The organism is Streptomyces cyslabdanicus, assembly GCF_052663305.1.
Window position 1 is genome coordinate 213,205 of record NZ_JBQRUW010000007.1, and the last position, 12,847, is coordinate 226,051.

The 12,847-nt window shown below is 69.0% G+C and carries 14 protein-coding genes and 1 tRNA gene; 4 read left to right on the forward strand and 11 right to left on the reverse strand.

Features of this window, described 5'->3' with window-relative positions:
- Nucleotides 1–4 precede the first annotated feature (4 nt).
- Entirely contained in the window at nt 5–229 is a 225-nt protein-coding gene (locus ACTYVM_RS05440) for a holin (RefSeq protein WP_445524811.1), read from the forward strand.
- A 3-nt stretch (nt 230–232) separates the two neighbouring features.
- Nucleotides 233–550: a hypothetical protein gene (locus ACTYVM_RS05445; protein ID WP_445524812.1), complete on the forward strand. Its 318-nt coding sequence runs from the start codon at nt 233–235 to the stop codon at nt 548–550.
- Nucleotides 551–613: 63 nt separating this feature from the next.
- Here the strand turns inward: ACTYVM_RS05445 and ACTYVM_RS05450 are convergent, their stop codons facing one another.
- From ACTYVM_RS05450 to ACTYVM_RS05460, 3 genes are read right to left on the reverse strand one after another with little or no spacing between them, the layout of a single operon-like run.
- A complete protein-coding gene (locus ACTYVM_RS05450; protein WP_445524813.1) occupies nt 614–1,462 on the reverse strand; it encodes a helix-turn-helix domain-containing protein in 849 nt (282 codons plus the stop codon).
- Between the two features lie 23 nt (nt 1,463–1,485).
- Nucleotides 1,486–2,013: a DUF6879 family protein gene (locus ACTYVM_RS05455; protein ID WP_445524814.1), complete on the reverse strand. Its 528-nt coding sequence runs from the start codon at nt 2,011–2,013 to the stop codon at nt 1,486–1,488.
- On the reverse strand, nt 1,985–2,245 hold the full coding sequence (locus ACTYVM_RS05460; protein WP_445524890.1) for a hypothetical protein: 261 nt from the start codon (nt 2,243–2,245) through the stop codon (nt 1,985–1,987). The genes ACTYVM_RS05455 and ACTYVM_RS05460 overlap by 29 nt, the downstream gene beginning before the upstream one ends.
- A gap of 231 nt (nt 2,246–2,476) precedes the next feature.
- On the opposite strand from ACTYVM_RS05460, the gene ACTYVM_RS05465 reads away from it, so the two are divergent.
- Nucleotides 2,477–2,869 (forward strand): hypothetical protein, encoded by a 393-nt coding sequence (locus ACTYVM_RS05465; protein ID WP_445524815.1) that lies wholly within the window; start codon nt 2,477–2,479, stop codon nt 2,867–2,869.
- Between the two features lie 271 nt (nt 2,870–3,140).
- Nucleotides 3,141–3,332, forward strand: a complete 192-nt coding sequence (locus tag ACTYVM_RS05470) for a DUF397 domain-containing protein (protein WP_445524816.1) — start codon at nt 3,141–3,143, stop codon at nt 3,330–3,332.
- A gap of 51 nt (nt 3,333–3,383) precedes the next feature.
- On the opposite strand, the gene ACTYVM_RS05475 is transcribed toward ACTYVM_RS05470, so the two are convergent.
- From ACTYVM_RS05475 to gnd, 8 genes are all read right to left on the reverse strand, one after another.
- Nucleotides 3,384–3,605: a helix-turn-helix transcriptional regulator gene (locus tag ACTYVM_RS05475; RefSeq protein ID WP_445524891.1), complete on the reverse strand. Its 222-nt coding sequence runs from the start codon at nt 3,603–3,605 to the stop codon at nt 3,384–3,386.
- Between the two features lie 549 nt (nt 3,606–4,154).
- A tRNA-Ile gene (locus tag ACTYVM_RS05480) sits at nt 4,155–4,228 on the reverse strand.
- A gap of 132 nt (nt 4,229–4,360) precedes the next feature.
- Nucleotides 4,361–5,101 carry a DUF3566 domain-containing protein gene (locus tag ACTYVM_RS05485; protein ID WP_445524817.1) on the reverse strand — a complete coding sequence of 247 codons (741 nt, stop codon included), beginning with the start codon at nt 5,099–5,101 and terminating at the stop codon, nt 4,361–4,363.
- A gap of 18 nt (nt 5,102–5,119) precedes the next feature.
- A complete protein-coding gene (gyrA, locus tag ACTYVM_RS05490) occupies nt 5,120–7,714 on the reverse strand; it encodes a DNA gyrase subunit A (protein WP_445524818.1) in 2,595 nt (864 codons plus the stop codon).
- Between the two features lie 42 nt (nt 7,715–7,756).
- Nucleotides 7,757–9,838, reverse strand: coding sequence for a DNA topoisomerase (ATP-hydrolyzing) subunit B (gene gyrB, locus ACTYVM_RS05495; RefSeq protein WP_445524819.1), 2,082 nt, complete (start codon nt 9,836–9,838; stop codon nt 7,757–7,759).
- Nucleotides 9,839–10,228: 390 nt separating this feature from the next.
- Complete coding sequence (locus ACTYVM_RS05500; protein ID WP_445524820.1) at nt 10,229–10,765, reverse strand: DciA family protein; 537 nt, start codon at nt 10,763–10,765, stop codon at nt 10,229–10,231.
- A complete protein-coding gene (recF, locus tag ACTYVM_RS05505) occupies nt 10,762–11,883 on the reverse strand; it encodes a DNA replication/repair protein RecF (RefSeq protein ID WP_445524821.1) in 1,122 nt (373 codons plus the stop codon). The genes ACTYVM_RS05500 and recF overlap by 4 nt, the downstream gene beginning before the upstream one ends.
- A gap of 52 nt (nt 11,884–11,935) precedes the next feature.
- Nucleotides 11,936–12,811, reverse strand: coding sequence for a phosphogluconate dehydrogenase (NAD(+)-dependent, decarboxylating) (gene gnd, locus ACTYVM_RS05510; RefSeq protein ID WP_445524822.1), 876 nt, complete (start codon nt 12,809–12,811; stop codon nt 11,936–11,938).
- Between the last annotated feature and the right edge of the window lie 36 nt (nt 12,812–12,847).

Consider the following 12,847-nt stretch of genomic DNA (forward strand, 5'->3'; position numbering starts at 1 on the left):
CGCCATGCTGACTCGCGCTTTCTGGAAGGCCACCGGCGAACGATCGGTGCGCACCTTCGCCCAGTCCACGCTCGCCGTCCTCACGGGCGGCTCGTTCGGCCTGCTCGACGCGCCCTGGCAGGGCGCAGTGGGCGCCGGCGGGCTCGCCGCGGTGCTCGCCGTGCTCACCGCGATCGCGACCAGCGGCGGCAGCGAAGGGCCGGGCCTGACCGAGACCGTCACGAAGTAGGTCATGATGACCGCGGCCCCGGACCCGACGACGAACCTCGCTGTCGAACTGGCCGAACTGCGAGGGGAGATCCGCACGGGCCTGGAGCAGATCAACGGCAAGCTCGGCGTCCTGGTCGAGCGCACGAACCGTACCGACGCCGACGTTCGCCAGCTCCGCACCGACACCGAGAGCGAATTCCAGAAGCGCGACGACGAGATCAAGGCCCTGCGTGCGGAGGTCGAGGCCCTGAAGTCGGGCCGGTGGCCGCTCGCACAGCTCGGCGCCATCGTTGGCGTCCTCGGCCTGGCCGCCGCGGTGGTTGCCTTCTTCGTCCGCTGACACAGCATCACGGCCCCGTCCTCCCCTGGTGGGAGGGCGGGGCCGTTTCGTCATGCCCTGGAGTCAGTGCAGGGCCTCGATGGCGCGCAGGATCAGCGCCCGCGCATCGGCGCCGTACACCGCCATGCTCCGTAGCTGCTCAAACGCCTTGAGGTACAGGGCCACCTCGGACGGCTGCGTGATGCGGACCCGGGCCGCCATCAGCTCCACGGACACCAGCTGGTTGTCGTAGACGTGGAACAGCTCCTGTGGCCACAGTCCGCGCTGCGTGCTGGAGGGGATGATGCCCAGCGACACCGTGGGCAGAGCGCCGGCGGTGAGCAGGTAGCCGAGCTGTGCGGCCATCGCGGCAGGGTCACCGAGCTGGTAGGAGAGGGCGCTCTCCTCGATCACCATGACGAAGCGACGCCCCGGCCGGTGGATGATCTGCGACCGCTGTACCCGTGCCACCGCGGCCTCGTCCGCGTCGTTGGGCAGATCGAGTAGTTCGGCGGTGGCAGATAGCACGGCCCGCGCGTATCCCTCGGTCTGGAGCAGCCCGGGCACCAGCGTCGGCGAGTAGATCCGGAACAGCTCCGTGGACTCGTACAGGCGAACGTAGCTGTCCTGTAGTCGCTTCAGGCCGGCGCGGACCGTGCGCTGCCACTCCGTGTATGCGGACTCGGCGTCGCGGGACTCGACGATGATGTCCGCCGCCTGGTCCTCGGCGTCGCACGCCTGGCACCATCGGCGGATGTCGTCCGGGGTGGGTGGTGTGCGGGCGTTCTCGATTCGGCTGGTCTTGGGGTGGGTCCAGCCGCAGCGCACAGCCAGCTCAGTTCCCGTGAGGCCTGCGTCGGCCCGCAGGTCCCGCAGGCGTCGCGCAACGCGTTCACGCGCGGCCTGGGCTGAGGAAGATGGGGACGTCGGCATGTCGTGCGGCTGGACCCTTCGTTCTAGCTGATCTTGTACTCGTCGTGCGGGATCGCCCGGGCCCACACCGCCTCGAATGCGTTGGCGCAGAGCTGGGCCGCGGCCGGGTCCTCGCTGATCTCGCCGGGCGCGCTGGCGCCGTCGCCGGTGAAGTGGTTCCACCGGATCAGGCAGCCGTCGATCAGCCAGAAGTCGTTCCCCGGAAGGGCGATCGCGGACGCCTGGCGGCGTGGAAGCCATCGGACTTGTTCGCCGGCGGCCACGTTGGCGGCGGTGCCGGCGTGCTCGTACCGGATGTAGTCGCTCACCGGCTCGGACACGATCCGTGCACGGCGCACCAGGACGCCCCGCGCGACGGTGCGGTGGATCAGCCGCGTCCAGGGCGCCCAGTTGGGCGAGTCGGGGTCGTCGTCGACTTCCCCGGTGCCTTTCCAGTGGGCGAAGTCTGCGGCCTCGCTGGCGACGCCGTATGCGTCCCGCATCTCCAGGTGGACGGCTGACCGTTGTGCGCTGTCGAGGAGTTCATCCCAGCTGGGCACGTTCTGCGGCATCGCACGCCTTCCTCAAGATCGGCACCATGCGGGCCGGTACCCGCACTACCTGCTCGTGCTCTGGGATGCCTGCTGCATGGCCCGGCACCTTGAAGGCGGCGCACTCCGCCTCCGTCTGCGCGTCGGGCTTCCAGCCCTGGATGACCAACTCACCTTTGCTCTCGTCGACCCACACGGTCGGGCTTTCGCCTTGCCCGGTGTTGGGGTCGATGCCGACGAACCGTAGTGACACCTCAGTCTCCAATGCTCGCCATGTTCACGGATGTGCATCAGGCTCGGCCAGTCGTGGGAGCTGAGTCAAGGAGCGCGTCGGCCATCAGGCTGCTCATTCCAGTTGGTGTGAACATCTGTGAACATCGCTGGATGTGTTGCACACCACACTCCTAGCGTCGGCGGGGACAACAGAGCCCCGGCGAGGCGGACACCTCCCGAGGCTGTGGCCGACGCCCGGAGGAGCGCCGACATGACGAACCGTACCGTTCCCGCCCCCGGCCCGGCAGAGGGCTTACTGGAAGTGCCGGCCGCCGTCCTCACCTTGCTGGGCCTGCCAGCCCTCGAGGACCTGAAGGACGCGCAAGTACGCGGCCGGGCCTGCGTATGGTGCGGCACGGGCCCGCTGACCGCCGAGACCGCTGTTGACTACGGCGAACAGCTCAGCCCGATCTCCGACGATGCCGACAGCGCCCGGATGCGCTGGTACCCGCGCTCCTGCCGCGAGTGCCGCCCCCGCACCGGCCAACGCGCGTACCGTGCGCTCCTCGACCACGCGCCCGGCTGCGCCGAGTGCTGCGCGGCCGCGCCCGGCTGCGAGATCGGCCGCGGCCTCACCCGGCTCGTGCGGGAAGGACGGCGATGATCTGCGCGCGCTGCGGCCAGCCGATCAAGCCCGGCGAGGAGTACGACACGGAGATTATCCCTGGCGCATCCGCCGCCGGGGCGGACATCCACCTGCACAAGCGGCTCTGCAAGCGCCCCCCGGAAGCGGAACGCCCCCGTACCTACCCGCTCCGGCCGGCGCGCTGAAGACTCCCGCCGCGCGCAGGTACGCGCTGCGGCGGGCGGGTGGCCGTCTCCTGGGGCTCGGACGGCCGCCCACCACGTATCAAGCACCAGTGAAAGGTGAGCACATGGACAGCACTCTGCCCTGGCGTACATCGAGCTACAGCACCGGCAACGGCGCCTGCATCGAGGTCGCCAAGACGTCGTCAGGCGCGTTCTTCCGGGACACCAAAGACCGTCCCCGCGGCGCGGCGGCTGCCTCGCCCGCGGCCTGGGGCACGTTCCTCGGTGCCGTGAAGGTGGGCGCGATCAGCGCCTAACCCGCACACACCGCGGCCCCGCCCCCGCTCCGCATCGGGGGTGGGGCCTGTTCATGTGCGCACCAGGTCCTCGAGGTCGACGCCAACAGCATCGGCGATGAGTAGCAGGTCGCTGAGGTTCGGCTCCCGCTGCGCGTACTCCCAGCGGTGGATGGTTCGGTGCTCGCGGCCGATGCGATCTGCCAGCTGCATCTGGGTCAGGTTCGCCGCCAGTCGAGCTGTGCGGATGCGTGTCCCGATCTCCCGGCGGCGGGCTGCTACCCAGTCGGGCATCGGGTCGAGGGGCACCCGACCACGCTGTAATGATCTTCACCTGGTGTCTTTGCCTGTCTGGGCAAATTCTACGATCTTGCTGAGCGGTAGAGGGCTGCCGTTCCTCGTCTGCGGTCTGGGTGGGGAGCGGCGCCGGGGCTACGTGATGTGCGTCCGTGGCTCCGGGAGTGCTCGCCCGTGTGGCTGAGCACGATCGCCCCGTCCTCCGTATTGGAGGGCGGGGCGGTTTACTGTCCTGAGGGGGGCGTCCCCCGCCGATCTCCAGGGAAGGGGGCGTAACTCCAGGGGGGGGGGATACCAAGAACCCCGGCCGGGCCTGTCATGGGGCTGTGCGTCAGGCGGACAGGAACCGGTCCGTCCGCCTCCCCACGCGCACTGTACCTACGGTGCTGCCGGATCTCCTACATGTAGCTGTAGCGGCCAGTGAACGTTCAACCGCCGGGCCGCGCAGAAGTTACGGGGTAGTAGCGGGATACCAAGATCGGCAAATGTAGATGGCCGGTAGATCGAGGGGATCTACCGGCCATCTGAGCTGGCGCTATGCCGTTGTGGGGCTAACAGGATTTGAACCTGTGGCCTCATCCTTATCAGGGATGCGCTCTAACCAACTGAGCTATAGCCCCGCCGCGCTCTGCGGTGGTGTCCCGCGCGCTGACTCCTGAAGATTAGCGCACGAGGGGGGCAGTCCCAAAATCGGTTGTCGGAGGACCGTCAGCGGACGTTTCGCGACACCCGCGCAGGCGCGGTCGGCCGGTCTACTCGTCCTCGGCCAGCGTCAGCTCGACACCGCCGACGAAGCCCGCGGAGAGGTTGTAGATGAACGCTCCGAGGGTCGCGAGGGCCGTCGCCAGCACCACATCGATCACGGCGATGATCGACGTGAACATCAGCACATGGGGGAGGGACAGGAAGGACTGGAGGTCGAAGCCGTTCGACTCGTTGGAGCCGGTGGCCTCGGAGATCGTCCCGCCGACCGTGGAGAACACGCCCATCGCGTTCATGACCATCCACAGCACGGCGGCCGCCACGACCGTGCAGACGCCCAGGGCGATGGAGAGCAGGAAGCTGACCTTCATCACCGACCACGGGTCGGCCTTGGCCACGCGCAGCCGGGCCTTGCGGGTGCGCGGTGCGGTACGCGCGCCCGTACGCGGCCGGCGCACCGCCTGGGAGGCGGACTCGGCCGACGGGTAGGCCTGCGGCGGGTGGTACGGCCCGGAGGGCTGCTGCTGCCGCTCTCCCGGCAGCGGAGAGCCCGCCGCCTGCTGGCCGGCCGCGGCGTTCACCTGCTGGGCCTGCGGGCCTCGGGTGTCCGTCACCGTTCCCCCCTGGGATCCGTGGGTGTGGGGCGTGTGTGCGTCGGTCGTGGGCGACTTGATCGCTTGCAGATTGGTCGTACGCGTGTCCGTCGCAGACGCGGCGGAGCCACGGCCGCCGCCGTTCGCATCCGTACCAGTGGAGGTACCGGCCGATCCGGCGCCCGTGGCTCCGCTCACGATGACTCTCTCCTCGTGCTACTCGGCCGAGGGCACCCCGCCCTCGTCCGTGCCGCTGGTCGCGGCCTCCTCGGCGATCTCGTCCACGGCCACGTCGCCGTCGACTTCCTCCGCCTCGCGCCCCGCCTCGGCGTTACGTGCGATACCGACGACGGCATCGCGCTTCCCCAGATTGATCAGTTGGACGCCCATGGTGTCACGGCCCGTCTCCCTGACCTCGTTGACCCGCGTACGAATCACGCCACCCGAGAGCGTGATGGCGAGGATCTCGTCGGTCTCCTCGACAACCAGCGCCCCCACGAGCGAACCGCGGTCCTCCACGGTCTTGGCAGCCTTGATGCCGAGGCCACCGCGACCCTGGACGCGGTACTCGTCGACCCGCGTCCGCTTGGCGTACCCGCCGTCCGTGGCAGTGAACACGAACGTACCGGGTCGAACAACATTCATCGAGAGCAGCTCGTCGCCCCCGCGGAAGCTCATGCCCTTGACACCCGAGGTGGCACGGCCCATCGGACGCAGGGTGTCGTCCGTGGCGGTGAACCTGATCGATTGCGCCTTCTTGCTGATCAGAAGCAGGTCGTCCGCGGCGGAGACCAGCTCGGCTCCGATCAGTTCGTCGTCGGAACCGTCCTCCTGCTCGCGCAGGTTGATCGCGATGACGCCACCGGAGCGAGGCGAATCGTAATCCTTCAGAGGCGTCTTCTTGACCAGGCCCGCCTTGGTGCCGAGCACCAGGTACGGCGCCGCCTCGTAGTCGCGGATCGCGAGGATCTGGGCGATCGCCTCGTCCGGCTGGAAGGCCAGCAGGTTCGCCACGTGCTGACCGCGCGCGTCCCGGCCGGCGTCCGGCAGCTCGTAGGCCTTCACGCGGTACACCCGGCCCTTGTTGGTGAAGAACAGCAGCCAGTGGTGCGTGGTGGTGACGAAGAAGTGGTCGACGATGTCGTCTTCCTTCAGCTTCGTACCGCGCACGCCCTTGCCGCCGCGCTTCTGGGCTCGGTAGTCGTCGGTCTTGGTGCGCTTGATGTAGCCGCCCCGGGTGACCGTGACGACGATGTCCTCCTCGGCGATCAGGTCCTCGATGGACATGTCGCCCTCGTAGGGGATCAGCTTCGTCTGGCGGTCCTCGCCGTACTTCTCGACGATCGCGGCCAGCTCCTCGCTGACGATCCCGCGCTGACGGACCGGGGAGGCGAGGATCTGGGTGTACTCGTTGATCTTGGCCTGGAGCTCGTCGTGCTCCTGGACGATCTTCTGCCGCTCCAGGGCGGCCAGTCGCCGCAGCTGCATCTCGAGGATGGCGTTGGCCTGGATCTCGTCGATCTCCAGCAGGCTCATCAGGCCCCCGCGGGCGGTCTCGACGGTGTCGCTGCGCCGGATCAGGGCGATGACCTCGTCGATGGCGTCCAGGGCCTTCAGCAGACCGCGCAGGATGTGCGCCCGCTCCTCCGCCTTGCGCAGCCGGAACCGCGTACGGCGGACGACGACCTCGATCTGGTGCGTCACCCAGTGGCGGATGAACGCGTCCAGCGACAGCGTGCGCGGCACGCCGTCGACCAGCGCCAGCATGTTGGCGCCGAAGTTCGTCTGGAGGTCGGTGTGCTTGTAGAGGTTGTTCAGGACGACCTTGGCGACCGCGTCCCGCTTCAGGACGATCACCAGGCGCTGACCGGTGCGCGAGCTGGTCTCGTCGCGGACGTCCGCGATGCCGCCGATCTTGCCGTCCTTCACCAGGTCGGCGATCTTCTGCGCGAGGTTGTCCGGGTTCACCTGGTACGGCAACTCCGTGACCACCAGGCACTGGCGGTTCTGGATCTCCTCGACCTCGACCACGGCACGCATGGTGATCGAGCCGCGGCCGGTGCGGTACGCCTCCTCGATGCCCTTGCGGCCGACGACGAGCGCTCCGGTGGGGAAGTCCGGGCCCTTGATCCGCTCGATCAGCGCCTCGAGGAGCTCCTCGTGGGAGGCCTCCGGGTTCTCCAGGTACCACTGGGCGCCGGAGGCCACCTCGCGCAGGTTGTGCGACGGGATGTTGGTCGCCATGCCCACCGCGATACCGGCCGAGCCGTTGATCAGCAGGTTCGGGAAGCGGGAGGGCAGGACGGTCGGCTCCTGGGAGCGGCCGTCGTAGTTGTCCGTGAAGTCGACGGTCTCCTCGTCGATGTCGCGGACCATCTCCATCGACAGCGGCGCCATCTTGCACTCGGTGTAGCGCATGGCCGCCGCCGGGTCGTTGCCCGGAGAGCCGAAGTTGCCGTTGGAGTCCACCAGCGGCATCCGCATCGCCCACGGCTGCGCGAGGCGGACCAGCGCGTCGTAGATCGAGGAGTCGCCGTGCGGGTGGTAGTTGCCCATGACGTCGCCGACGACACGGGCGCACTTGTAGAAGCCGCGGTCGGGGCGGTAGCCCCCGTCGTACATCGCGTACAGCACGCGACGGTGGACGGGCTTGAGCCCGTCCCGGACGTCCGGCAGCGCACGCGAGACGATGACGGACATCGCGTAGTCGAGGTACGAGCGCTGCATCTCCGTCTCGAGGCCGACAGGCTCGATACGGAGGGTGGTCTCGCCGTCTTCTTCAGGCGTGGACGGAATGTTCTCGTCGGCCATTGCTGGTGAGGGTCCTTCCTGGTGCGGTCAGCTGAGACCGACTCAGATGTCGAGGAAGCGAACGTCCTTGGCATTGCGCTGGATGAACTGCCGGCGGGCCTCGACGTCCTCGCCCATCAGGACGGAGAACAGGTCGTCGGCCTGGGCGGCGTCGTCGAGGGTGACCTGGCCGAGGACCCGGTGGTCGACGTCCATGGTGGTCACGCGCAGCTCCTCGGCGTTCATCTCGCCGAGGCCCTTGAAGCGCTGGATCGAGTCCTCGCGGACCCGCTTGCCGCGCTGGCGGCCCATCTCGAGGAGCGCGTCGCGCTCCCGGTCGGAGTAGGCGTACTCGACGTCCTCCCGGCCCCACTTGATCTTGTAGAGCGGCGGACGGGAGAGGAACACGTGCCCGGCCTCGACCAGCGGCCGCATGAAGCGGAACAGGAAGGTCAGCAGCAGGGTGTTGATGTGCTGGCCGTCGACGTCGGCGTCCGCCATCAGGATGATCTTGTGATAGCGGAGCTTCTCGATGTCGAAGTCCTCGTGCACGCCCGTGCCGAACGCGGAGATCAGCGCCTGGATCTCCTGGTTCTGCAGGATCTTGTCCAGGCGTGCCTTCTCGACGTTGAGGATCTTGCCGCGGATCGGGAGGATCGCCTGGTACTCCGGGTTCCGGCCGGACTTGGCGGAGCCGCCGGCGGAGTCACCCTCGACGATGAAGATCTCGCACTTGATGGGGTCGTTCGACTGGCAGTCGGAGAGCTTGCCCGGCAGGGACGCCGACTCCAGCAGACCCTTGCGGCGGGTGAGGTCGCGGGCCTTGCGGGCCGCCACACGCGCGGTGGCCGCCTGGATGCCCTTGCGGATGATGTCCGCCGCCTCGACCGGGTTGCGGTCCAGCCAGTCGTTCAGGTGTTCGTAGACGGCCCTCTGGACGAAGGTCTTCGCCTCCGTGTTGCCCAGCTTGGTCTTGGTCTGGCCCTCGAACTGCGGCTCGCTCAGCTTGACCGAGATGATCGCGGTCAGACCCTCGCGGATGTCGTCACCCGTGAGGTTGTCGTCCTTGTCCCGCAGCAGCTTCTTGTCGCGCGCGTACTTGTTGATCAGCGAGGTCAGCGCGGCCCGGAAGCCCTCCTCGTGCGTACCGCCCTCATGGGTGTGGATGATGTTGGCGAAGGAGTAGACGCCCTCGCTGTAACCGCTGTTCCACTGCATCGCGACCTCGAGGGACAGGCTCTTGTCCTTGTCCTCGGCCTCCAGGTCCACGACGGAGGGGTGCACCACCTCCCCCTTGCGGGAGTTGAGGTACTTCACGAAGTCGACGATGCCGCCGTCGTAGCGGTAGGTGACCGCCTTGACCTCGTCCTTCTCGTCCGCGCCCGCCTCGTCCGCCCCGGACGTGGCCTTCGCGGACGCACGCTCGTCGGTGAGCCTGATCGTCAGGCCCTTGTTGAGGAACGCCATCTCCTGGAAGCGCCGCGACAGCGTCTCGAAGGAGTAGTCGGTGGTCTCGAAGATCTCCGGGTCGGCCCAGAACGTCACCGAAGTGCCGGTGTCGGTCGTCTCCTCATGCTGGGCCAGCGGCGCCGTCGGGACGCCCATCTTGTACTCCTGCGTCCAGCGGTGGCCGTCCGTCCTGATGTCCACGGACACCTTGCTGGACAGGGCGTTCACGACGGAGACGCCCACACCGTGCAGACCGCCGGACACCGCGTAGCCGCCGCCGCCGAACTTGCCGCCCGCGTGCAGCACGGTCAGCACGACCTCCACGGCCGGCTTGTTCTCGGAGGGGACGATGCCCACCGGGATGCCACGACCGTTGTCGACCACACGCACGCCGCCGTCGGCCAGGATCGTCACGTCGATGGTGTCCGCGTACCCGGCCAGCGCCTCGTCGACGGAGTTGTCGACCACCTCGTACACAAGGTGGTGCAGGCCCCGCTCACCGGTCGAACCGATGTACATGCCGGGTCGCTTGCGGACCGCGTCCAGGCCCTCCAGGACGGTGATCGCGCTGGCATCGTAGGAGGCCGTGACCTCACCGTTCGAGGATGCGGCCCCGTCCACGCCGGCTTCGGCGGACGGGATGTTCTCGTTGGGGTTGCCGGAATCGGCCACGAAGCGCCCTTTCTGGCACAGCACGAGCCGGACTCCTGGGGGTGCCCCCTCCGGGAGAGGGTTGCCGGAGCGGCTGCGGCATGTTGCGTTGGTAAGCCTTGATCAGCGTTGCTCAGCTTTTCCCGGACGGTCCCCACGAGTGGGGCGGGATTGGCTTCCATTCTACCGGTAGCGCTGACAGTGATGGGGGTTTGCCGGTACCTGAGTACGCATGTGGCGCCCTCAACCGGTCTTGGCCGGGTCCCGATATGCAGAAGGGGGCTCCAAGAGGCTCACAGCGGCACTCAGCGCTTCCGGGCGTCAACACTTCGCTACACCCGGGTCAGGCCGGGATTCGCAAGAGCGTGCGGATGTTCGAACGACGGCCCCCATCCGCCCCGAGACGGCCGCCACGACCTGCTCGTGTGACGTCTGTCACCCATAGGTGTCGCCGGGCCCCGTACCGCCCGGCACCCGCAGCGGACCGTACCGGCGACCCCCGCCGCCCGGCCCGAACACCTTGATCGCCCGCACCGCGCCGTGCCCCAGGTCCTCGTTGAGCCGGGCCACCAGCGTCGGCGCGAGCAGCCTCAGATTCGTCGCCCACGCCGTCGAGTCGCAGCGGACCGTCAGCACCCGCTCGTCCTCGTCGTACCGATCCGGCACACAGTGCTTGGCCACATCCGCCCCGACGATCTGCGGCCAGCGCCCCATGACACCGCCCACCGCGGCCGGCGCCTCCCAGCCGCGCTCCGTGATCAGCCGGTTGATCGCGGCGCCGAGAGCCATCGGATCACGACCGTCGGCCCGCGCGCCCGAACGCAGACCACCACGCCGCACCTGCCTGCGCTGCTGCGCCGCGTCCCCACGCGCGCGTGCCGCCTCCTTCGCCGCGCGCAACGCCACACGCGCGAGGTCCACGCCCGACGGCTCGGGCGCCCTTCCCCGGCCCGGCTCCCGCTCGCCGCTCATACGCGCTCCACCGTCCCGTCCGACACGGCGAACCGCGCACCCGCGAGCACATGCGGCACGTCGTCGTCCACCGCGGCGGTCACCAGCACCTGCTCACCGGGCGCCACCAGCTCCGCCAACCGCTCACGGCGACGGGCGTCCAGCTCCGCGAAGACGTCGTCGAGGATCAGCACCGGCTCATTGCCCTCCGCGCGCAGCAGGTCGTACGACGCCAGACGCAGCGCCAGCGCGAACGACCAGGACTCGCCGTGCGAGGCGTATCCCTTGGCCGGCAGCTGACCGAGCCTGAGCACCACATCGTCCCGGTGCGGCCCGACCAGCGTCACACCCCGCTCGATCTCCTGCTTGCGGACATCCGCGAGCGCGGCCGTCAGCTGCGCGAAGAGATCCTCACGCGTGTGTGCATCGCCCGGCGCCGACGGCTTGTACTCCAGCACCACCGGACCCCCGCCGGGAGCCAGCTGCTCGTACGCCTTGTCGGCCAGCGGCTCCAGCGCGCCGACCAGATCCAGACGCTGGGCGAGCAGCTCGGCGCCCGCCCGCGCCAGATGCTGGTCCCACACGTCCAGCGTGGACAGGTCCATCGAACGGCCGCCGTGCCGACGCGCCAGCGCGGCCGACTTCAGCAGCGTGTTGCGCTGCTTGAGCACCCGCTCGTAGTCGGAGCGCACCCCCGCCATCCGCGGGGAGCGCGCCGTCACCAGCTCGTCGAGGAACCGCCGCCGCTCCCCGGGATCGCCCTTGACCAGGGCCAGGTCCTCGGGCGCGAACAGCACGGTCCGCACGATGCCCAGCACGTCCCGCGGCCTGACCTGCGAGGACCGGTTGATACGGGCGCGATTGGCCCGGCCGGGGTTCAGCTCCAGCTCGACCAGCTGCTGCCGCTCGCCCTGCCGCACCTGCGCCCGGACCACCGCGCGCTCGGCGCCCATGCGGACCAGCGGCGCGTCGGAGGCGACCCGGTGGCTGCCGAGCGTGGCCAGGTAGCCGATCGCCTCGACGAGATTCGTCTTGCCCTGGCCGTTGGGGCCGACGAACGCCGTGACACCCCGGTCGAGCGGGACCTCGGCCCGGACGTACGAGCGGAAGTCGGCCAGCGACAGATGCGTGACGTGCATGGTCGTTCGCCGACCTCCCCCGGCGTTGCGGACCGCGAGGCGGTCCGGTGGACTACTTCTTCTCCACGGCGTGACCGCCGAACTGGTTGCGCAGCGCGGCGATCATCTTCATCTGCGGCGAGTCCTCCTGCCGCGAGGAGAACCGCGCGAACAGCGAGGCCGTTATCGCGGGCAGCGGCACCGCGTTGTCGATGGCCGCCTCCACGGTCCACCGACCCTCGCCGGAGTCCTGCGCGTAACCCCTCAGCTGCTCCAGGTGCTGGTCCTCGTCGAGGGCGTTGACCGCCAGGTCGAGCAGCCAGGAGCGGATGACGGTGCCCTCCTGCCAGGACCGGAAGACCTCGCGGACGTTCTCCACGGAGTCGACCTTCTCCAGCAGCTCCCAGCCCTCGGCGTAGGCCTGCATCATCGCGTACTCGATGCCGTTGTGGACCATCTTGGCGAAGTGGCCCGCCCCGACCTTGCCGGCGTGCACCGCGCCGAGGTCGCCCTCCGGCTTGAGCGCGTCGAAGACCGGCTGCACCTTGGCGACGTTCTCCGCGTCGCCGCCGTACATCAGCGCATAGCCGTTCTCCAGGCCCCACACGCCGCCGGAGACGCCGCAGTCGACGAAACCGATGCCCTTGGCGGCCAGCTCCTCGGCGTGCCTCTCGTCGTCCGTCCAGCGGGAGTTCCCGCCGTCCACGACCACGTCGCCGGGCTCCAGCAGCTCGGCGAGGGCGTCGATCGTGCCCTGGGTGGGCTCGCCGGCCGGGACCATCACCCAGACCACGCGCGGGCCGTGGAGTTTGCCCACAAGCTCTTCCAGGCTGTGGACATCGGCGAGGTCCGGGTTGCGGTCGTATCCGAGGACGGTGTGGCCGGCGCGGCGGATCCGCTCGCGCATGTTGCCGCCCATCTTGCCGAGGCCGACGAGACCGAGCTCCATCAGTTGCGTTCCTTAGGTTTCACGACGTGGCGTTGC

Coding starts and splice junctions, on each gene's coding strand:
- recF (WP_445524821.1), bottom strand. CDS start 11,883: ATGCACGTCACGCATCTGTCGCTGGCCGACTTCCGCTCGTACGTCCGG.
- ACTYVM_RS05440 (WP_445524811.1), top strand. CDS start 5: ATGCTGACTCGCGCTTTCTGGAAGGCCACCGGCGAACGATCGGTGCGC.
- gnd (WP_445524822.1), bottom strand. CDS start 12,811: ATGGAGCTCGGTCTCGTCGGCCTCGGCAAGATGGGCGGCAACATGCGC.
- ACTYVM_RS05445 (WP_445524812.1), top strand. CDS start 233: ATGATGACCGCGGCCCCGGACCCGACGACGAACCTCGCTGTCGAACTG.
- ACTYVM_RS05470 (WP_445524816.1), top strand. CDS start 3,141: ATGGACAGCACTCTGCCCTGGCGTACATCGAGCTACAGCACCGGCAAC.
- gyrA (WP_445524818.1), bottom strand. CDS start 7,714: ATGGCCGACGAGAACATTCCGTCCACGCCTGAAGAAGACGGCGAGACC.
- ACTYVM_RS05455 (WP_445524814.1), bottom strand. CDS start 2,013: ATGCCGCAGAACGTGCCCAGCTGGGATGAACTCCTCGACAGCGCACAA.
- ACTYVM_RS05450 (WP_445524813.1), bottom strand. CDS start 1,462: ATGCCGACGTCCCCATCTTCCTCAGCCCAGGCCGCGCGTGAACGCGTT.
- ACTYVM_RS05465 (WP_445524815.1), top strand. CDS start 2,477: ATGACGAACCGTACCGTTCCCGCCCCCGGCCCGGCAGAGGGCTTACTG.
- ACTYVM_RS05475 (WP_445524891.1), bottom strand. CDS start 3,605: ATGCCCGACTGGGTAGCAGCCCGCCGCCGGGAGATCGGGACACGCATC.
- ACTYVM_RS05500 (WP_445524820.1), bottom strand. CDS start 10,765: ATGAGCGGCGAGCGGGAGCCGGGCCGGGGAAGGGCGCCCGAGCCGTCG.